Raw genomic sequence first — 18,759 nt, 5'->3', positions numbered from 1 at the left:
TCTACTTCGTGACATCGGTGACCGCGACGAAGCGGCCCGGACCGGACGACCCGCACAGCGGGCGCAACGGACCGGACGGGCAGGGCGGGCGCGGCGGACGTGCCGGGGGCTCCGGCCGCCCGGGACGGCCGGGCCGTCCGGAACGCAAGGCGTTCGGGGACCGGGCCGCCTGGTTCCTGGTGCTGCCCGCGCTCATCCCGATCCTGATCCTCAGCGTCGGGCCGCTCCTCTACGGCATCGCTCTCGCCTTCACCGACGCCCAGTCCGGCCGGACCCGCTCCACCCAGTGGATCGGCACCCTGAACTTCCAGGACCTGCTGCACGACACCCTGTTCTGGGACTCGTTCCGGATCGGCCTGCTCTGGGCGGTCGGCGTCACCGTCCCGCAGTTCCTCCTGGCGCTCGGCCTCGCCCTGCTGCTCAACCAGAACCTGCGGATGCGCTGGCTGGCCCGGGCACTGGCGATCATCCCCTGGGCGATGCCCGAGGTCGTCGTCGGCATCATGTGGCGGCTCGTCTACAACCCGGACGCCGGCATCCTCAACGAGACCATCCGCGACCTCGGACTCGGCGACGGCCGGGACTGGCTGACCGGCCTCGCCACCGCGCTGCCCGCCGTGATCCTCGTCGGCATCTGGGCGGGCATGCCCCAGACCACCGTTGCCCTGCTCGCCGGACTCCAGAACACCCCGCGCGAACTCCACGAGGCGGCCGCCCTGGACGGAGCGGGCGCGTGGCGCCGTTTCCGTACCGTCACCTGGCCCGCACTGAAACCGATCGCGCTCGCGATCTCCGCGCTCAACCTGATCTGGAACTTCAACTCCTTCGCCCTGGTCTACGTCCTGACCAGCGGCGGACCCGGCGGCCGGACCCGGCTGCCGATGCTGTTCGCCTACGAGGAGGCCTTCCGGTACGGGCAGTTCGGGTACGCCGCGGCGATGGGCTTCGTGATGGTCGCGGTGATCTCCGTGCTCCTCGCCGTCCACCTCGTCGGCCGGCTCAGGGGAGGCGAGGACCGATGAGGCCCGTACCGATGGGGCGGAAGCCGGCGGGGGCCGGGCCCGCGAGGCGTGGACCGGCGGGGCGGGAGTCGACCGGGCTGCGCACCAGCAGGTCCGCGCGGGCCGCTCAGTACCTGGCGCTCCTGGCGTACCTGGTCTTCCTCGCGTTCCCGTTCGTGTGGCTGATCTCGACCGCCTTCAAGCCCGCCCGCGAACTGGGCTCGCTCCACCCCACCTGGATCCCCGAGCAGCCCACCCTGGACAACTTCCGGCAGGCCTTCGACGAGCAGCCGCTGCTCCAGGCCGCGGCCAACTCCCTGATCGCCGCCGTCGGCGCGGCCGTGATCGCCGTCGTGATCGCCACCCCGATGGCCTATGTGATGGCCCGCCACCGGGGCCGGCTCGCCACCGCCGCGACCGGCTGGGTGGTCGTCAGCCAGGCGTTCCCGTTCGTCCTGGTGATCATCCCGCTCTTCCTGATCCTGAAGAACCTGCACCTGATCAACACCCTGTGGGGGCTGATCATGGTCTACGTCGTGTGGTCGCTGCCCTTCGCGCTGTGGATGCTCGCCGGATACGTACGGGCCGTGCCGACCGAGCTGGAGGAGGCCGCCGCCGTCGACGGGGCGGGCCGGGTACGGACGCTCGTCTCGGTCGTGGCCCCGCTGCTCGCCCCCGGGATCGTCGCCACCGCGCTGTTCGCGTTCATCACCGCATGGAACGAGTTCTTCTTCGCGCTCGTCCTGCTCAAGACCCCGGAGAAGCAGACCTTGCCGGTCGTCCTCACTCACTTCCTCGGCGCGGAGGGAGTGGCCGACCTCGGCCCGCTCGCCGCGGCCGCCTTCCTCGCCACGCTCCCCTCCCTCGTCCTCTTCGCCCTCATCCAGCGGCGGATCACCGGCGGGATGACGGCCGGGGCGGTGAAGAACTGATGCGCGCCGCGGCCCGGCGGGCGGCGTCCGCCGTCGCCGTGCTGGCCCTGCTGCTCACCGGCTGCTCGGGCGACGGCGACGACGGGCGGGACGCGGACGGCACGATCCGGCTCCGGTTCCAGTCGCTGGCCTGGCAGAAGGAGTCCGTCGACGCCAACAGACAACTGGTGAAGGAGTGGAACGCGGCCCACCCCGACGTCCAGGTCGACTACGTCCAGGGCAGCTGGGACAGCGTCCACGACCAGCTGCTCACCTCCTTCGAGGGCGGCGAGGCCCCCGACGTCATCCACGACGCCTCCGACGACCTGGCCGACTTCGCGTACGGGGGCTACCTCGCCGACCTGCGCCCGTTCCTGCCCGACCGGCTCAAGGCCGACATCCCCGAACAGTCCTGGCGCACCACCACGTTCGGCGAGGGCGTCCACGGGGTGCCCTTCCTCCAGGAGCCCCGGGTCCTGATCGCCAACACGAAGCTGCTGAAGGCGTCCGGTGCGCGGATTCCGACCCCGGAGCACCCCTGGAGCTGGGAGGAGTTCCGCGAGGTCACCGACGAGCTGACGGGCAAGGGGCGGTACGGGGTCGCCTGGCCGCTGAAGGAGCCGGTCTCCGTCACCCTCAACCTGGGACTGTCCGGCGGCGGACAGCTCTTCCACCGCGACGACGACGGCAAGGCGGTCCTGCGCTTCGAGCAGGGCGACGGTGTGGTGACCGGCACCATCCGCGACCAGGTCAACACCGATGGCAGCGCCGCCCGCGGCGCGCTGGGCATGGGCGGGTCGGACGCGCTCCCCGGGTTCTTCGGCGGCAAGTACGCGATGCTCCCGCTCGGCTTCTCCTACCGCCAGCAGATCATCCAGCAGGCACCCGAGGGGTTCGACTGGACGGTTCTGCCGATGCCCGCGGGCGCGGGCGGCGCGGTCCAGGGCGTGAGCCCGCAGACGCTGTCGGTCGCCGAGGAGAGCCCGCACAAGAAAGAGGCCGTCGCGTTCATCGACTTCCTGCTGCGCCCCCCGAACATGGTGCGCCTCGCCCGGGGCGACTGGATGCTGCCCACCGGTACGGAGGCCCTGGCCGACCCGTCGCTGCGTGGGAGCGAGCACGGCTGGGCCGTCGGCACCGCGCTCGCGCAGGGGCTCCGCCCGGCGCCCGCCCAGTCGGTGCGCGGCTACCCCGAGTGGAAGGACAAGGTGGCGACCCCCGCCCTCCAGGAGTACTACAGCGGCGCGATCGACACCGACGAGCTGAGAAAACGGCTGGTGGACGACGGAAACCGGGTGCTGGCCCGCTACCAGCGCTGACCCCGGCCAGGGAAACAGGTTGCACGAGACGTCTCGTCTCGTCTACGGTGGGCGGCATGACGGAATCCCCGCGTGCCCACATCGCCATGTTCTCCATCGCCGCCCACGGACATGTGAACCCGAGCCTCGACGTCATCCGCGAACTCGTCGACCGTGGACACCGCGTCAGCTACGCCATCCCGGCCTCCTTCGCCGAGAAGGTCGCCGCCGTTGGTGCCCGGCCGGTGATCTACACGTCGACCCTGCCGACCGACGACGACCCCGAAGCCTGGGGCACCACGCTGATCGACAACATCGAACCCTTCCTCGACGACGCGCTCCAGGCGCTCCCGCAGCTCGCCGAGGCCTTCGCGGGTGACGAGCCCGACCTCGTCCTGCACGACATCACCTCCTACCCCGCCCGGGTCCTCGCCCACCGCTGGGGCGTCCCCGCCGTCTCCCTCTGGCCCAACCTGGTTCCCTGGGACGGGTACGAGCAGGAGGTCGGCGAGCCGATGACCGCCGAGCTGAAGCAGACCGAGCGCGGCAAGGCGTACTACGCGCGCTTCGACGGCTGGCTCGCCGAGAACGGCCTCGGCCATGTCCCCAGCGACGACTTCGTGGCCCGCCCGCGCTTCGGCATCGTGCTGATCCCCGAGGCTCTCCAGCCGAACGCGGACCGGGTGAACCGCGAGATGTACACCTTCGTCGGGGCCTGTCAGGGTGACCGCGCGGACCAGGGGGAGTGGGTCCGGCCGGCCGGGGCGGAGAAGGTGCTGCTGGTGTCGCTGGGCTCCTCCTTCACCAAGCAGCCCGCGTTCTACCGGGAGTGCGTCGAGGCGTCTCGCAGCCTGCCCGGCTGGCACGTGGTGCTCCAGATCGGCGCGCACGTCGACCCCGCCGAACTCGGAGACGTACCGGGCAACGTGGAGGTGTGCAGCTGGGTGCCGCAGCTGGCCGTCCTCAAGCAGGCCGACGCCTTCATCACCCACGCCGGCGCGGGCGGGAGCCAGGAGGGGCTCGCCACCGCCACCCCGATGGTCGCCGTCCCCCAGGCCGTCGACCAGTTCGGCAACGCGGACATGCTCCAGTCGCTGGGCGTGGCCCGGCACCTCCCGATGGAGGAGGCCGACGCCGCGAGCCTTCGCGAGGCCGTGCTCGCTCTGGTGGACGACCCCGAAGTGGCCGCCCGATGCAGGCGGCTGAGCGAGCAGATGGCGCGGGAGGGCGGCACCCCGCGGGCCGCCGACCTCATCGAGGCCGAGCTGTCGCGCTGAGCGGAACCACCTGAGCGCTATCCGGACGTTCTCCGTCCCGCCCCGACTGCCGCGACCAGCGGTTCTCCAGGGCGGGACGCCCGTGTTTCGGCTCTGTGAAGCCCTTGTCGCGCCGGGTCCGGTCGGCGCATCTGCACGCACGCCCTCGCGATTTCACACCAGGGGCCGGGTGTTCACCCCTCTCGCGCACACCTTCACGGACCTTCACGGGTCTTCACGTCCGGTCACTCCCGCCCCACAGGCCCCGGCGGCGCGCCGGCGGCGGCCGGGCGATCGGTGACCGACGCTTCAAGTACGCCTCTGAGCAGGCGATATGCGAGGCAGCGCGCTTGCGCTGGGTAGCCCCCGACCGGTCGATCCGGTCGGGCCGGACATCGGTCGGCGCTCTGCGGCCGTTGTGACCAGCCATGGCCGATTTCCTATTACGAAACCTTGTTGAGCAAGTCACACCCTCATGAAGGCCTTGATCTGTGCTCGTCAATCGGTCAGGGTTTCGAGCCAGCCCCCGGAGATCTTCCGGCCGAGGGCGAATCCCCCCACAGAGTTTGACGAGGAGACCCCTCTTCATGGCCAAGCACCAGCGCACCCGTCGCACCAAGCTGACCGCCGCGATCACCGCCGTGGCGGCCGCCGCAGGAGTCACCCTTCTCGGTACCTCGTTCGCCGGAGCCGCACCGGCTCCCATGGGCACGGTCTACGGCGCGGACGCCGCGACCGCGGTGTCCGGCAGCTACATCGTGATGCTGGACGAGAAGAAGGCCGACAAGTCCGAGCTCGCGAAGGAGTACGGCGGCAAGCTCAAGCGCAACTACTCCTCCAGCATCAACGGCTTCTCCGCCAGCGGCCTTTCGGAGACCGAGGCCAAGCGCCTCGCCGCCGACCCGGCCGTCGCCAAGGTGGTGCAGAACAAGAAGTTCAGCATCGACGCCACCCAGGACAACCCGCCGTCGTGGGGTCTGGATCGGATCGACCAGACCGAGACCGCGGGCGACAACGCCTACACCTACCCGGACGCCGGCGGCGAGGGCGTCACCGCGTACGTCATCGACACCGGTGTCCGCGTCACCCACGAGGACTTCGAGGGCCGCGCCACCTCCGGCTTCGACGCCGTCGACAACGACGACGACGCCGACGACGGCAACGGGCACGGCACCCACGTGGCGGGCACCATAGCCGGGGCCGCGCACGGCGTCGCCAAGAAGGCGAACATCGTGGGCGTCCGCGTCCTGGACGACAACGGCTCGGGTACCACCGAGCAGGTCATCGCCGGGATCGACTGGGTCGCCGCCAACGCCAAGGGCCCGTCCGTCGCCAACATGAGCCTCGGCGGCGGCGCCGACCCCGCCCTCGACGAGGCCGTCCAGAAGGCCATCGCCGCGGGCATCACCTTCGGTGTGGCCGCCGGCAACGAGTCGAGCGACGCCGGGCAGGGCTCGCCCTCCCGCGTCCCCGAGGCGATCACCGTCGCCTCGTCCACGGAGGCCGACGAGCAGTCGGACTTCTCCAACTACGGCCCGGTCGTCGACATCTACGCCCCGGGCTCGGACATCACGTCCACCTGGAACGACAGCGACACCGGCACCAACACCATCTCCGGTACGTCCATGGCCACCCCGCACGTCGTCGGCGCGGCCGCCGTCTACCTGGCGGGCAACCCGGACGCGACCCCGGAGGCCGTCGCCACGGCGCTCACCGAGGGAGCCACCCCGGACGCCATCAGCAACGCCACCGAGGGCACGGCCAACAAGCTCCTCAAGGTCGTCGAGTAGTAACCCGGTTCCGACCGGACGCCGGGCGGCGGTGGTCACACCCCCGCCGCACAGCAGCCGCCGCGCTCTCCCCCACGGGGCGCGGCGGCTGCGCCGTTCCCGGCCGGCCCGACGATCGGCCGGGCCCCGCCCCCCGATCCGGCCAATCCGGCCGGATCCCCGTGCGAGGGCCTAGGGTGAGTGGCCATGACGACGACGTACGCGGCGCTGCTGCGGGGGATCAACGTGAGCGGCAGCAAGAGGGTCCCCATGCCCGAACTGCGCACCGTGCTCACCGAACTGGGGCACACCGGCATCGCCACCCATCTACAGAGCGGCAACGCCGTCTTCCGGAGCGAGAGCGACGACGAGGACGCGCTGGCCGCCGCCCTGGAGCAGGCCCTGCACCAGCGGTTCGGCTTCGCCGTCGACTGCCTCGTCCGCGACGCCGGCTATCTCGCCGCCGTCGCCGAAGCCTGCCCCTTCCCCGCCACCGAGCTGGAGGGCAAGCAGCTCCACGTCACCTTCTTCGACCGGCCCGTGGACGCGGACCGTTTCGCGGGCCTGGAAGCCGGGGACTTCCTGCCGGAGGAGTTCCGGCTCGGCGACCGCTGCCTGTACCTGTACGCCCCCGACGGGCTCGGCCGCTCCAAGCTGGCGGTCGCGCTGGGACGCCCCCGCCATGTCAAGGGCCTCACCGCCACCAGCCGCAACTGGAACACCGTGGCGAAACTCGTGGAGCTGACCCGTGGCTGAGCCGACGCCCGCCGTGGCCGCGGCGATCGAGGGCGAGCTGCGCCTGCTGGACCCGGTGGTACGGGCCTCCGCCGAGCTCCTCGCCTCGCTCCTGCACCCCGAGTTCCGGGAGATCGGCACCAGCGGCCGGCTCTGGACCCGGGAGGCGATCATCGCCTCGCTCACCGCGGACGACGCCCCGCGCCCCGGCCCGCTCACCGCTTCCCGGATGCGGGGGTCGCAGCTCTGCGCCGATCTGGTGCACCTCACCTTCGACACCGAGTCCAAGGGAATCCGCTCGCACCGCAGCTCCCTGTGGCGGCTGACCCCGGAGGGCTGGCGGCTCTACTTCCACCAGGGGACCCCGTTCGACGACGATCCCCTCGGCGACCCCTTCGCCGGACCCCTCGCCGAGAGCTGAGCCGCTCCGCGCCTCCCCGCCCCTCGGGCTCCTCGTCCTGATCGGCGCCCGCCCTGATGGCGCTCGGCCACTTCCTGGCCCGGCCCCTGGAGCACCGCAGCGAAGCCGAACAGGAACAGGCCGCGCACGCCACAACACCCCGGCGCCGGAGGAGCCGGGCAAGAGCTCGTCGACAAGTCGATCGGCCCGGTCCGCGTGGCCGTCTCCGCGGCCGCCGCCCACGGAGACGGAATCCTCCGTGACCTCTACACCGCGCTCGGCACCCGTATCCACCAGCACAAGGAGCAGGACTTCGACGCGGTGGTCGCCGCCTCCCTCGCCGAACTGGGCCTGCCGCCCGAGCTGGCGGAGGCCGCGCACTGCACGGCGTACGACGACGAGGTCGCCCGCGGCCACGACGCGGGCAAGGACCCGGAGCAGGACGCGTACGTGGGCACGCCGACGATCCACGTCGACGGCACGGTCTGGTTCGGCCCGGTCCTCAACGCGATCCCGCGCGGCGCGGAGGGGGCCGCACTCTTCGACAGCTTCCGCGCCCTCGCGAACCACCCGAGCTTCTTCGAACTCAAGCGCGCCCGGTCCGGCGGCCTCTCCTACGACTGACCGGCCGGGGCCGCCCGCGAGCTGACGTCGGTCGAGGCCGTCGGGTGGGAGACCGCTCGGTCGCCACCGCTGAGACGCAGTTCAGCGCGCGGTGACCGCATACGCGGCGAGCGGGCGATTACCGCCCGGCACGGCAACGGCCCGCAGGACGTCTGCCTGGCTGAGGACGAGCCGACGCACCGGCTCGGGCAGCGACGCAAGATGCTCCTCCGATCCGGCCAGGTCGAGACAGGCGGCGACTTCCCAGTCGCCGTCCTGAAGACCCTCGGTATCGACCGGCCTGCTGCCTTCGGCTGCCCAGCCGGTCTCGGGCAGGAGCCGCAACAGCTCCTCACGGGAGAAGGGTGTGCGAACGTTGCCCTGGCCATGCGATCCGGCGGCCTCGATCTGCCCCTGGATCAGCACGGAGAGGAGGTGCGCCAGCTGGTCGCCGGACGAGGGCGTCAAGTCCCACTCGGTGAACCACAGCTGCCGCGCCCACTGCCGTACCCGGGTCAGCGTGTCCCGCAGTTGCCCGAGCGAGGCGAAGTACCAGGAACAGTGCGCGAGCACGACATGGTCGAAAGTATTGTCGGCGAAGTCGACCGAAGGGTCGAGGACGTCGGTGCCGAAACGGAAGTCGATGCGGGGCCCGAGAGGGCCCGCCGCGAGCCGGTCCGCCGACTCCCCGAGCGTGGCCGGTGACCCGTAGGAGGGGTCGGCCACGTCGATGGCCACCACGTGGCCCTCGGGCCCGACCGCCTCTGCGAGGACGGCGGTCATGTCACCCTGACCGCAGCCCAGTTCCAGGACGGTTGAGCCGGGCACGATGTCCCAGCTCGCCACGAGCGCGGCGCGGTGGCGTGTCTGGACGAGCTGGTCACCCTGGCTGTGATCGGCGCCGGCCATGCCGGCCGCGAGCGAGGGAGCCTTGGCGAGGAGATCGGAGCGATGCATAAAATCCTAGGTGATACTCGACAGGTCACTGCGGGCCGATGGTATGAGATGCGCGGCCGGCACGCCTCCGGTTCCGGCGCTCACGCCGACAGCGACACCCCCACCGTCACCCGTGCCTCGTCGTACCGGTCCAGTAGCAGCTGAGCCAATTCCGGGGCGGGCCCCAGTACATCGGCGAGCATGTCGGCCCCGGCCGCCTCGGCGCCCGCCGCGATGCGGTCGGGGAGTCGGCCGGGCGCGATGACGTACGGGGCGACCGCCACCCGGCGCACGCCGTCGGCGCGCAGCGCCCGTACGGCTTCCTCGGTGCTGGGAAGGGATGCGGAGGCGAACGCAGGCCGCACGGCGCACCAACCGGTGTGCCGCAGCTCCCGCGCGATTTCAGCGATCACTGCGATCGCCTCCGGGTCTGTGGATCCCGCCGAGGCCAGGACGAGCCCGGTCCGGGGGATGTCGCCGGGACGGATCCCGGCCTCCCGCAGCCGCCGCCCCAGCGTGGCGTTCAGCAGCGGGGACGGGCCGAGCACGCCGGCCTGCCGGATGCTCAGCCGGGGCAGCCGGGCGCGGGCCTCGCGCAGCACCGAGGGGATGTCGGTCTTGGCGTGGAACGCCCGGGTGAGCAGCAGCGGAAGGGCGACGACCTCGTCCGCCCCCTCCGCGGCCAGGCGCTCCAGCACCCGGGGCACGGAAGGGGCGTTGAACTCCAGATACGCGGTCTCCACACGCAGCCCCGGCCGCTCGGCCCGGACCCGCTCGGTGAGCGCGTGCACGGTCGCGGCGTGCCGCGGGTCGCGGCTGCCGTGGGCGATGACGAGGAGCGTGGGGTGCGTCATGGGAGAGCTCAGTTCTTGACGAGGAGACCGCGGCTGCGCAGGACCCACCGCTCCAGCGGACTGAAGATGAGCAGGTCGATCGCGATGCCGACGAACAGGATGAGCAGGATCGAGAGGAAGATCCCGGGCATGTCGAAGTTGCTACGGCCGTTCTCCAGCAACTGCCCCAGCCCCAGACCCAGTTCGGGCGAGGAGGCGATGATCTCGGCGGCCATCAGCGAGCGCCAGGAGAACGCCCAGCCCTGCTTGAGGCCCGCCAGATATCCGGGCAGCGCCGCCGGGAGCACGATGTGCCAGGTCCCGCGCAGCCCGGTCGCGCCCAGCGTGCGGCCGGCCCGGAGGAACAGCGGCGGCACCTGGTCGACGCCGGAGACCAGCCCGTTGGCGATCGAGGGCACCGCGCCCAGCAGGATCACCGCGAACATCATCTGGTCGTTCAGCCCGAGCCAGATCACCGCCGGGGCCACCCACGCCACCGACGGCAGTGACTGGAGCCCGGACAGGATCGGGCCGATCGCGGCCCGGACCAGCTTCACCCGGGCGACCACCAGCCCCAGCGGCGTACCGATGGCGACCGCGAGGAGGAAGCCGAGCAGACCGCGCGAGACGCTGGTCCAGACGACCTCCAGCAGCGTGCCCGCGAGCCACATCTCCCGCGCGCTGTCCCACACCGCGGACGGCGGCGGCAGCTTGTAGACCTCCGTGACCTGGGCGCGGACCAGCAGTTCCCAGATCACCAGGACGAGCGCCACCGCCAGGACCGGCGGCAGCACCTTGCGCAGCAGGACCTCGCGCACCGGGGTGCGGTTGATCTGCACGGCGTCCAGGGCGTCGAGCCCGGCCTCCAGGCCCGCCAGATCGTCGGGCTTCGCGCCGACCGGTCCGGCCGCCCCGTCCGGCCGCTTCCGACTCGACGTGATGTCAGTGCTGGCCATGTCGGCGGATCTCCCCACGCAGTTCTTCGGTGATCTCGACGGACAGCTCCGCCACGGCGGTGTCCTCGATACGGCGGGGCTGCTCGATGTCGACCGTCCACTCCCGGGCGATCCGGCCCGGCCGGGAGGAGAGCAGCACGACGCGCTGGGCGAGCCGTACGGCCTCGCGCACGTTGTGCGTGACGAAGAGGACCGAGGCGTTCGTCTCCCGCCAGATCCGGGTCAGCTCGTCGTGCAGCACATCGCGGGTGATGGCGTCGAGCGCCGCGAACGGCTCGTCCATCAGCAGCAGTTGACTGTCCTGGGCGAGGGCACGGGCCATCGCGACGCGCTGCCGCATACCACCGGACAGTTCGTGCACCCGCTTGCCGTACGCGCCGCCGAGACGGACGAGTTCGAGCAGCCGTTCCGCCTCGGTGCGGCGCGCGGCCTTGGGCACCCCGCGCAGCCGCAGGGCCAGTTCGATGTTCTTGCCCGCGGTCAGCCACGGGAAGAGGGCGTGCTCCTGGAACATCAGGGCCGGCCGCCCGCCGGGGGTCTCGATGGACCCCTTGGACGGGCGGTCGAGTCCGGCCACCAGATTGAGCAGCGTCGACTTTCCGCACCCGGAGGCTCCCAGGAGGGTGACGAACTCGCCGGGAGCGACATCGAGCGTGATGTCGTCCAGGACGAGCTGCTGACCGGTGGGTCCGGCGAAGGACTTCGAGACGTGCGCGAGACGGGCGGCGTGCTCGACCGTCGTACGGTCCTCGGCCTTGGTGAGGGTGGTGGTCGCCATGGTCGTCACCTCCTGGGGATCCTTACGTCCTGGTACGGATGGGCGGGATTACTTGACGCCGAGACCGGCGTCGGCGACCTCGGGCCTGCCCTCGGCCTTGAGGATCTTGTTCAGCGGGCCCAGGTCGTAGATGCCCTGGAGGTTCGGCTCCTTGAGCAGACCGGACTTCACCGAGTACCCGGCCTGCGTCTTGAGCGTGGCGGCCAGCGGGTCGTCGGTGATCTCGATGGACTCCCACGCCGGGTCGAGGATCTCCTGGGGCAGCGGCTTGCCGCTCAGGTTCTCCAGGGCCTTGTTGGCGGACGCCTTCGCCTCGTCGGGGTTGGCGTTGATCCACTTGTTGGTGGCGACCGAACCCTTCAGCACCGCCTCGACCACATCAGGGTGCTCGTCGAGGAACTTCTGCGACACGATGATGTTCGTGATCACGAACTTCTTGTCCGGCCACAGGTCCTTCTCGTCGAGGAGCACCTTCGCGCCCTCGGACACCAGCTTGGACGCGGTCGGCTCGGGCACCCAGGCGCCGTCCAGATCACCGGACTTGTAGGCGTCGGGTGTCACCTTGTTGTCCGAGCGGACCACCGAGACGTCGCCCTTGCCGCTCTGGGCGTCGACCTTCCAGCCCTTCTCGGAGATCCAGTTGAGGAAGGCCACGTCCTGGGTGTTGCCGAGCTGCGGGGTGGCGATCTTCTTGCCCTTGAGGTCGTCCGGGGTCTTGATCCTGTCCGGGTTGACGACCAGCTTCACCCCGCCGGAGGCCGAGCCGGAGATGATCCGCAGCCCCTTGCCCTGGGACTTGCTGAAGCCGTTGATGGAGGGGGAGGGGCCGATGAAGCCGATGTCGATGGACCCGGCGTTCAGCGCCTCGATCTCGGAGGGGCCCGCGTTGAAGGTCGTGGACTCGACCTTGGTGCCGCCCAGTTCCTTCTGGATGGTGCCTTCCTGGATGCCGACCAGGGCGGTGGCGTGCGTGAGGTTCGGGAAGTAGCCGATCTTCACGGTGTCCGAGGAGAGCTTCTTCCCCTTGGCGGAGACGTTCGCCTTCTTCGTGTCGTCGTCCTTGGCCTCGGAGCCGTAGCCGCAGGCGGTGGCCGCCAGGGCGAGCAGCGGCAGCGCCGCGACGGCGGCGATGGAGCGGCGAACGGTGGAACGGGGGGCAGGCACGGGAGGCTTTCCTCTCGTTGGCCCGGCGCTCACGTCCCGCTGTCTGGTCAGGGGGGCGTGGCCGGGAGGTCGGCAGGTCTTGGGCGGTACGTACGGTGCGGGAGGGCGCGCGAGCAGTGCGCGTACGTCATCACGCACATCGCCCGACCCCGCCCTGGCCGCTGCCGAGGGCGCCGCTGCCGACCCGCCCGCCCTCCTTCGCGAAGGTGGAGAAGAAGTCTGTGGCCATCAGAAGTCCCACTCGGCGTCGTCGTCGGCGGCCTGCGCGACGGCTTCGGCGACCGCGGCGAACGCGGCGCCCGCCATGCCGGCGCTCAGCGTCGTCCCGTCCGCCGGGTCGATCAGCAGGAACGAGCCGGTGCGCCGGGAGTCCTCGTACGCGTCGAGCGCGAGCGGCTCGGCGGTGCGCACGACGACCCGGCCGATGTCGTTGGCGACCAGCTGCCCGGGTGCCGGGTGCTGGGAGAGGTCGTCCAGGGTGAGCCGGGAGGGGATGTCCTTGACGATCGCCTTGACCGTGCGGGTGGTGTGCTTGATCAGCACTCGCTGGCCCACCGAGAGCGGCTGGTCGGCGACGTGGCAGACGGTCGCCTCGACGTCCCTCGTGACGGCGGGGGAGTCGTCGGCAGGGGCGATCAGGTCACCGCGCGAGATGTCGATGTCGTCGGCCAGCCGGAGCGTCACCGACTGCGGGGCCCAGGCGATGTCGACGCTCTCCCCGAGCGCGTCGATGCCCGTGATCGTGGTGGTGCGCCCCGAGGGGAGTACGGAGACGGTCTCGCCGACCCGGAACACCCCGGCGGCGATCTGACCGGCGTAACCGCGGTAGTCGGGGTGCTCGGCGCTCTGCGGGCGGATCACGTACTGCACGGGGAAGCGCGCGTGGCAGGCGGTGAGGTCGTGGCTGACCGGCACCGTCTCCAGGTGCTCCAGGACGGTCGGCCCGCCGTACCAGTCCATGTGCGCGGACGGCTCCACCACGTTGTCCCCGGCCAGCGCCGAGATCGGGATCGCGGTGATCTCCGGGACGCCGAGCGACGCGGCGTACGCGGTGAACTCCTCGGCTATCGCGGCGAACACGGGCTCCGCGTAGTCGACCAGGTCCATCTTGTTGACGGCCAGCACCACGTGCGGGACGCGCAGCAGCGCGGCGACCGCGGCGTGCCGGCGGGTCTGCTCGACGACCCCGTTGCGGGCGTCGACCAGGACCACGGCCAGCTCCGCCGTGGAGGCGCCGGTCACCATGTTGCGGGTGTACTGCACATGGCCCGGGGTGTCCGCGAGGATGAACCGCCGCCGGGCGGTGGCGAAGTAGCGGTAGGCCACGTCGATGGTGATGCCCTGCTCGCGCTCGGCCCGCAGCCCGTCGGTCAGCAGCGCCAGGTCCGGCGCTTCCTGGCCGCGGTTGAGCGAGGCCTGCTCGACGGCCTCCAGCTGGTCCGTGAGGATCGACTTGGAGTCGTGCAGCAGGCGTCCCACGAGGGTGGACTTGCCGTCGTCGACCGACCCGGCCGTGGCGAACCGCAGCAGGGTGGTGGCCGACACGTCGGCGAACTGGTCGGTGGTCGTGGTCATGGTTAGAAGTACCCCTCGCGCTTGCGGTCTTCCATCGCGGCCTCGGACATCTTGTCGTCGGCGCGGGTCGCGCCCCGCTCGGTGAGCCGGGAGGCGGCGATCTCGGTGATCACGCCCTCCAGCGTGGTGGCGTCGGAGTCGACGGCACCGGTGCAGGACATGTCGCCGACCGTGCGGTAGCGGACCAGTCGGGTCTCGGTGGACTCGTGCTCCTTGGGACCGCCCCAGTGCCCGGCGGTCAGCCACATGCCGTTGCGGTTGAAGACCTCGCGCTCATGGGCGAAGTAGATCTCCGGGAGCTCGATCCCCTCCCGCTCGATGTACTGCCAGACGTCCAGCTCGGTCCAGTTGGAGATCGGGAAGACCCGTACGTGCTCGCCGGGGGCGTGCCTGCCGTTGTAGAGCTGCCACAGTTCGGGCCGCTGGCGGCGCGGGTCCCACTGCGAGAACTCGTCGCGCAGCGAGAAGACCCGCTCCTTGGCGCGCGCCTTCTCCTCGTCGCGCCGCCCGCCGCCGAACACCGCGTCGAAGCGATGCTGCTGGATCGCCTCGGTCAGCGGGACCGTCTGGAGCGGGTTGCGGGTGCCATCGGGGCGCTCGCGGAGTTTTCCGGCGTCGATGTACTCCTGCACGGAGGCGACGTGCAGCCGCAGCCCGTGCTTCTTCACCGTACGGTCGCGGTACTCCAGGACCTCGGGGAAGTTGTGTCCGGTGTCCACGTGCAGCAGGGTGAACGGCACCGGCGCGGGCGCGAACGCCTTGAGCGCCAGGTGCAGCATCACGATGGAGTCCTTGCCGCCGGAGAAGAGGATCACCGGCCGCTCGAACTCGCCCGCCACCTCACGGAAGATGTGGACGGCCTCCGACTCCAGGGAGTCCAGGTGGCTGAGCGCGTACGGGTTGACGGTGCCTTCCGGCACGGTGGCGACGGTGCTCACGCCAGGCCCCTCTCGGTGAGCAGCGCGTGGAGCGCCGCTGCGGACTCCTGCACGGTCTGCTGGTGCGACTCGATCCGCAGGTCGGGCGATTCGGGCGCCTCGTAGGGGTCGTCGACCCCGGTGAGCCCGCTGATCTCGCCGGCCGCCTGCTTGGCGTACAGCCCCTTCACATCGCGTACGGAGCACACCTCGACGGGGGTCGCGACGTGCACCTCCAGATAGGTGGTGGACTCGGTGGCGTGCCGCTTGCGGACGGCCTCGCGGCTGTCGGCGAACGGGGCGATGACGGGGACCAGCGCCTTCACGCCGTTGGCGGCGAGCAGTTCGGCGACGAAGCCGATCCGGGCCACGTTGGTGTGCCGGTCCTCGCGGGAGAAGCCGAGGCCCGCGGAGAGGAACTCGCGGATCTCGTCGCCGTCGAGCACCTCCACCCGGTGTCCCTCGGTCCGCAGCCGGCCCGCCAGCTCGTACGCGATGGTGGTCTTGCCCGCGCTCGGCAGACCGGTCAGCCAGATCGTGGCTCCCGTCTCCGTCACGCTCATCGAAGTCTCCTGATCAGTCGTCATCAGCCGTGCAGCCCGCATTCGGTCTTGCCCCGCCCGGCCCAGCGGCCGGCCCGTGCGTCCTCGCCCTCCAGCACCCGGCGGGTGCAGGGCGCGCAGCCGACGGAGGCGTAACCGTCCATCAGCAGCGGGTTGGTGAGCACCCCGTGCTCGGCGACGTAGGCGTCCACGTCGTCCTGGGTCCAGCGGGCGATGGGGGAGACCTTCACCTTGCGGCGCTTGGCGTCCCAGCCGACGACCGGGGTGTTCGCCCGGGTCGGGGACTCGTCGCGGCGCAGGCCCGTCGCCCACGCGGCGTACGCGGTCAGGCCGTCCTCCAACGGCTTCACCTTGCGCAGCGCGCAGCACAGGTCGGGGTCACGGTCGTGCAGCTTCTCGCCGTGCTCCGCGTCCTGTTCGGCCACGGTCTGGCGCGGGGTGATCGTGATGACGTTGACGTCCATCACCGCGTCCACCGCGTCCCGGGTCCCGATGGTCTCCGGGAAGTGGTAGCCGGTGTCGAGGAAGACCACGTCCACGCCCGGCATCACCCGCGACGCCAGATGCGCGACCACGGCGTCCTCCATCGAGGAGGTGACGCAGAAGCGCGGCCCGAAGGTGTCGGTCGCCCACTTCAGGATCGTAGGCGCGGAGGCGTCCTCCAGCTCCCGTCCGGCCCGCTCGGCCAGCTCCCGAAGCTCGCTGTCCGTCAGCTCGCCGCTCAGCAGAGTGTCCGTCATATCGCTTCCCTTTCACCGTCGTTGCGCTGAACGCCCCGGGTCAGCAGACCCAGGAACTTCAGCTGGAACGCACGGTTGCAGGAAGCACATTCCCAGGCGCCGTGACCGGTCTCGTTGGGGCGCAGGTCCTCGTCGCCGCAGTAAGGGCAGTAGAACGGGGCGGCTCGCTCGCTCATGACAGCGACTCCGCACTGGCCCGGGCCGCCCAGGTCGCGAAGCGCTCGCCGTCCTCGCGCTCCTCCTGGAAGCGGCCGAGCACCCGCTCGACGTAGTCGGGCAGTTCGGCCGAAGTGACCTTCAGGCCGCGCACCTTGCGGCCGAACCCGGCCTCCAGGCCGAGCGCCCCGCCGAGGTGCACCTGGTAGCCCTCGACCTGATTGCCGCTCTCGTCCAGCATCAACTGGCCCTTGAGGCCGATGTCCGCGACCTGGATACGGGCGCAGGCGTTCGGGCAGCCGTTGATGTTGATGGTGATCGGGTGGTCGAACTCCGGGATGCGGCGCTCCAGTTCGTCGATGAGAGCGGCGCCGCGCGCCTTCGTCTCGACGATCGCCAGCTTGCAGAACTCGATGCCGGTGCAGGCCATCGTGCCGCGCCGGAACGGGGACGGGGTGACCTTGAGGTCGAGCGCCTCCAGTCCGGAGACCAGGGACTCCACCTGCTCCTCGGCCACGTCGAGCACGATCATCTTCTGCTCGGCGGTGGTCCGCACCCGGCCGGAGCCGTGCGCGTCGGCCAGCTCGGCGATCTTGGTGAGCGTGGAGCCGTCGACCCGGCCGACCCGCGCGGCGAAGCCGACGTAGAAACGGCCGTCCTTCTGCCGGTGCACGCCGAGGTGGTCGCGCCAGGTCTGGGCGGGCTCCTCGGGCGCGGGGCCGTCGGTCAGCTCGCGCTTCAGGTACTCGTCCTGAAGGATCTGGCGGAACTTCTCCGGGCCCCAGTCCGCGACCAGGAACTTCAGACGGGCGCGGGTGCGCAGCCGCCGGTAGCCGTAGTCGCGGAAGATCGAGATGACGCCGCCGTACACGTCGGGGACCTCGTCCAGCGGCACCCAGGCGCCGAGCCGCACCCCGAGCTTGGGGTTGGTGGAGAGGCCGCCGCCGACCCAGAGGTCGAAACCGGGGCCGTGCTCCGGGTGGTTCACGCCGACGAAGGCGATGTCGTTGATCTCGTGCGCCACGTCCAGGTGCGGGGAGCCGGAGATCGCCGTCTTGAACTTGCGGGGCAGGTTGGAGAAGTCGGGGTTGCCGATGAACCGCCGCTGGATCTCGTCGATGGCGGGTGTGCCGTCGATGATCTCGTTCTCCGCGACGCCCGCGACGGGCGAGCCGAGGATCGTGCGGGGCGTGTCACCGCAGGCCTCGGTGGTGGACAGGCCCACCTCTTCGAGCCGCCGCCAGATCTCCGGCACGTCCTCGATGCGGATCCAGTGGTACTGCACGTTCTGCCGGTCGGTGAGGTCGGCGGTGCCGCGCGCGAACTCCTGGGAGATCTCCCCGATCACCCGCAGCTGCTGCGTGGTCAGCCGGCCGCCGTCGATGCGGACGCGCAGCATGAAGTACTCGTCGTCCAGCTCCTCCGGCTCCAGCACGGCCGTCTTGCCGCCGTCGATGCCGGGCTTGCGCTGGGTGTACAGCCCCCACCAGCGCATGCGTCCGCGCAGGTCGTTCGGGTCGATGGAGTCGAAGCCGCGCTTGGAGTAGATCGTCTCAATACGTGTCCGTACGTTGAGACCGTCGTCGTCCTTCTTGAACTGCTCGTTCCCGTTCAGAGGGGTGTGGTGGCCCACGGCCCACTGACCCTCGCCACGGTGGCGTCCGGCCTTGCGGCGGGGCGTGGTGGTCGCAGGCTGTTCCGGGGTAGCGGCCATGACAATACGTCCTTCGGGACTGCGGGAGGGCGGCTCTGAGCGGCACACTCGCGCTGAGGCGCGGCGGTGCGCAGGGCTGTTCAGAGGGAAGAGGGGTGCGGCGGTGCTGGGACTCTCAGCTCGCCGGACAGATGGCGCTGGACATGCGGCAGAGGTCGACGTGGCGTCGACTCACCAAGGCAATTCCAGTTCCAGACATGACGGAAGCGTGTCACGCGCATCTCGGGGCAGTCCACCACTATCCGCTATGTGGACGGCTGGGTCTCGAAGGGTGGGACGATGTGGCGCTGATCACGGAGTACGGCATCGGCATTGGTGACAAAACGCCCACCTGGCGGGGGGGGGGGGGGGGGGGGGGGGGGCGGGGGCGGGCGCCCCCCCCCCCCCCCCCCCGCCGCGCGGGGGGGGGGGGGGGGCGGGGCGGGCGGGGGGGGGGGCGCGCCGCCGCCCCCGC

General features: G+C 71.0%; 18 protein-coding genes and 2 pseudogenes. 8 read left to right on the top strand and 12 right to left on the bottom strand.

The genetic code is table 11. The annotated features are described in order from the left end of the window. The first annotated feature begins 8 nt into the window (after nt 1–8). From ACIQRW_RS04925 to ACIQRW_RS04890, 8 genes and pseudogenes are all read left to right on the top strand, one after another. Nucleotides 9–1,022, top strand: a complete 1,014-nt coding sequence (locus ACIQRW_RS04925) for a carbohydrate ABC transporter permease (protein ID WP_403754498.1) — start codon at nt 9–11, stop codon at nt 1,020–1,022. Continuing rightward, nucleotides 1,019–1,933 (top strand): carbohydrate ABC transporter permease, encoded by a 915-nt coding sequence (locus tag ACIQRW_RS04920; protein ID WP_403754496.1) that lies wholly within the window; start codon nt 1,019–1,021, stop codon nt 1,931–1,933. Before ACIQRW_RS04925 ends, ACIQRW_RS04920 begins: the two co-directional genes overlap by 4 nt. Then, the gene (locus tag ACIQRW_RS04915) at nt 1,933–3,231 is read left to right on the top strand and encodes an ABC transporter substrate-binding protein (protein WP_403754493.1); all 1,299 of its coding nucleotides are present in this window, start codon (nt 1,933–1,935) and stop codon (nt 3,229–3,231) included. Before ACIQRW_RS04920 ends, ACIQRW_RS04915 begins: the two co-directional genes overlap by 1 nt. A gap of 19 nt (nt 3,232–3,250) precedes the next feature. Further along, a pseudogene (gene mgt / locus ACIQRW_RS04910) lies at nt 3,251–4,487 on the top strand (macrolide-inactivating glycosyltransferase). Between the two features lie 566 nt (nt 4,488–5,053). Further along, on the top strand, nt 5,054–6,256 hold the full coding sequence (locus tag ACIQRW_RS04905) for a S8 family peptidase (RefSeq protein ID WP_403754490.1): 1,203 nt from the start codon (nt 5,054–5,056) through the stop codon (nt 6,254–6,256). A gap of 186 nt (nt 6,257–6,442) precedes the next feature. Beyond that, nucleotides 6,443–6,991, top strand: coding sequence for a DUF1697 domain-containing protein (locus ACIQRW_RS04900; protein ID WP_403754487.1), 549 nt, complete (start codon nt 6,443–6,445; stop codon nt 6,989–6,991). After that, entirely contained in the window at nt 6,984–7,391 is a 408-nt protein-coding gene (locus tag ACIQRW_RS04895; protein WP_403754484.1) for a DUF4440 domain-containing protein, read from the top strand. The genes ACIQRW_RS04900 and ACIQRW_RS04895 overlap by 8 nt, the downstream gene beginning before the upstream one ends. 159 nt (nt 7,392–7,550) lie before the next feature. After that, a pseudogene (locus ACIQRW_RS04890) lies at nt 7,551–7,994 on the top strand (disulfide bond formation protein DsbA); the annotation flags it as partial. 81 nt (nt 7,995–8,075) lie between these two features. Here the strand turns inward: ACIQRW_RS04890 and ACIQRW_RS04885 are convergent. The 12 genes from ACIQRW_RS04885 to ACIQRW_RS04830 form a co-directional block, all read right to left on the bottom strand. After that, the gene (locus ACIQRW_RS04885; RefSeq protein WP_403754481.1) at nt 8,076–8,930 is read right to left on the bottom strand and encodes a class I SAM-dependent methyltransferase; all 855 of its coding nucleotides are present in this window, start codon (nt 8,928–8,930) and stop codon (nt 8,076–8,078) included. Between the two features lie 80 nt (nt 8,931–9,010). After that, a complete protein-coding gene (locus ACIQRW_RS04880) occupies nt 9,011–9,763 on the bottom strand; it encodes a sirohydrochlorin chelatase (protein WP_403754478.1) in 753 nt (250 codons plus the stop codon). Nucleotides 9,764–9,771: 8 nt separating this feature from the next. Beyond that, on the bottom strand, nt 9,772–10,698 hold the full coding sequence (locus tag ACIQRW_RS04875) for an ABC transporter permease (protein ID WP_403754475.1): 927 nt from the start codon (nt 10,696–10,698) through the stop codon (nt 9,772–9,774). Beyond that, nucleotides 10,685–11,476 carry an ABC transporter ATP-binding protein gene (locus ACIQRW_RS04870; protein ID WP_069756437.1) on the bottom strand — a complete coding sequence of 264 codons (792 nt, stop codon included), beginning with the start codon at nt 11,474–11,476 and terminating at the stop codon, nt 10,685–10,687. Before ACIQRW_RS04870 ends, ACIQRW_RS04875 begins: the two co-directional genes overlap by 14 nt. 48 nt (nt 11,477–11,524) lie before the next feature. After that, nucleotides 11,525–12,640, bottom strand: coding sequence for an aliphatic sulfonate ABC transporter substrate-binding protein (locus ACIQRW_RS04865; RefSeq protein WP_403754472.1), 1,116 nt, complete (start codon nt 12,638–12,640; stop codon nt 11,525–11,527). 228 nt (nt 12,641–12,868) lie between these two features. Then, nucleotides 12,869–14,215, bottom strand: coding sequence for a sulfate adenylyltransferase subunit 1 (locus tag ACIQRW_RS04860; RefSeq protein WP_403754469.1), 1,347 nt, complete (start codon nt 14,213–14,215; stop codon nt 12,869–12,871). A gap of 2 nt (nt 14,216–14,217) precedes the next feature. After that, nucleotides 14,218–15,153, bottom strand: a complete 936-nt coding sequence (gene cysD, locus ACIQRW_RS04855) for a sulfate adenylyltransferase subunit CysD (protein ID WP_403754466.1) — start codon at nt 15,151–15,153, stop codon at nt 14,218–14,220. Then, nucleotides 15,150–15,719: an adenylyl-sulfate kinase gene (cysC, locus tag ACIQRW_RS04850; RefSeq protein ID WP_403754463.1), complete on the bottom strand. Its 570-nt coding sequence runs from the start codon at nt 15,717–15,719 to the stop codon at nt 15,150–15,152. Before cysC ends, cysD begins: the two co-directional genes overlap by 4 nt. After that, complete coding sequence (locus ACIQRW_RS04845; RefSeq protein WP_403754460.1) at nt 15,719–16,435, bottom strand: phosphoadenylyl-sulfate reductase; 717 nt, start codon at nt 16,433–16,435, stop codon at nt 15,719–15,721. The genes cysC and ACIQRW_RS04845 overlap by 1 nt, the downstream gene beginning before the upstream one ends. Then, a complete protein-coding gene (locus tag ACIQRW_RS04840; protein ID WP_403754457.1) occupies nt 16,432–16,611 on the bottom strand; it encodes a hypothetical protein in 180 nt (59 codons plus the stop codon). The genes ACIQRW_RS04845 and ACIQRW_RS04840 overlap by 4 nt, the downstream gene beginning before the upstream one ends. Continuing rightward, the gene (locus tag ACIQRW_RS04835; protein WP_403754454.1) at nt 16,608–18,305 is read right to left on the bottom strand and encodes a nitrite/sulfite reductase; all 1,698 of its coding nucleotides are present in this window, start codon (nt 18,303–18,305) and stop codon (nt 16,608–16,610) included. Before ACIQRW_RS04835 ends, ACIQRW_RS04840 begins: the two co-directional genes overlap by 4 nt. A 115-nt stretch (nt 18,306–18,420) precedes the next feature. Next, nucleotides 18,421–18,504: a putative leader peptide gene (locus ACIQRW_RS04830; RefSeq protein ID WP_316944184.1), complete on the bottom strand. Its 84-nt coding sequence runs from the start codon at nt 18,502–18,504 to the stop codon at nt 18,421–18,423. Nucleotides 18,505–18,759: the final 255 nt, after the last annotated feature.

Source organism: Streptomyces sp. NPDC091287 (assembly GCF_044768525.1).
In the GTDB taxonomy this organism is placed as follows: Bacteria; Actinomycetota; Actinomycetes; order Streptomycetales; family Streptomycetaceae; genus Streptomyces.
The sequence above is the reverse complement of the archived record's forward strand: the minus strand, read 5'-3'. Positions and strand labels throughout refer to the sequence as shown.

Coding starts and splice junctions, on each gene's coding strand:
- ACIQRW_RS04920 (WP_403754496.1), top strand. CDS start 1,019: ATGAGGCCCGTACCGATGGGGCGGAAGCCGGCGGGGGCCGGGCCCGCG.
- ACIQRW_RS04915 (WP_403754493.1), top strand. CDS start 1,933: ATGCGCGCCGCGGCCCGGCGGGCGGCGTCCGCCGTCGCCGTGCTGGCC.
- ACIQRW_RS04905 (WP_403754490.1), top strand. CDS start 5,054: ATGGCCAAGCACCAGCGCACCCGTCGCACCAAGCTGACCGCCGCGATC.
- ACIQRW_RS04900 (WP_403754487.1), top strand. CDS start 6,443: ATGACGACGACGTACGCGGCGCTGCTGCGGGGGATCAACGTGAGCGGC.
- ACIQRW_RS04885 (WP_403754481.1), bottom strand. CDS start 8,930: ATGCATCGCTCCGATCTCCTCGCCAAGGCTCCCTCGCTCGCGGCCGGC.
- ACIQRW_RS04880 (WP_403754478.1), bottom strand. CDS start 9,763: ATGACGCACCCCACGCTCCTCGTCATCGCCCACGGCAGCCGCGACCCG.
- ACIQRW_RS04875 (WP_403754475.1), bottom strand. CDS start 10,698: ATGGCCAGCACTGACATCACGTCGAGTCGGAAGCGGCCGGACGGGGCG.
- ACIQRW_RS04870 (WP_069756437.1), bottom strand. CDS start 11,476: ATGGCGACCACCACCCTCACCAAGGCCGAGGACCGTACGACGGTCGAG.
- ACIQRW_RS04860 (WP_403754469.1), bottom strand. CDS start 14,215: ATGACCACGACCACCGACCAGTTCGCCGACGTGTCGGCCACCACCCTG.
- cysC (WP_403754463.1), bottom strand. CDS start 15,719: ATGACGACTGATCAGGAGACTTCGATGAGCGTGACGGAGACGGGAGCC.
- ACIQRW_RS04845 (WP_403754460.1), bottom strand. CDS start 16,435: ATGACGGACACTCTGCTGAGCGGCGAGCTGACGGACAGCGAGCTTCGG.
- ACIQRW_RS04840 (WP_403754457.1), bottom strand. CDS start 16,611: ATGAGCGAGCGAGCCGCCCCGTTCTACTGCCCTTACTGCGGCGACGAG.
- ACIQRW_RS04835 (WP_403754454.1), bottom strand. CDS start 18,305: ATGGCCGCTACCCCGGAACAGCCTGCGACCACCACGCCCCGCCGCAAG.
- ACIQRW_RS04830 (WP_316944184.1), bottom strand. CDS start 18,504: ATGTCTGGAACTGGAATTGCCTTGGTGAGTCGACGCCACGTCGACCTC.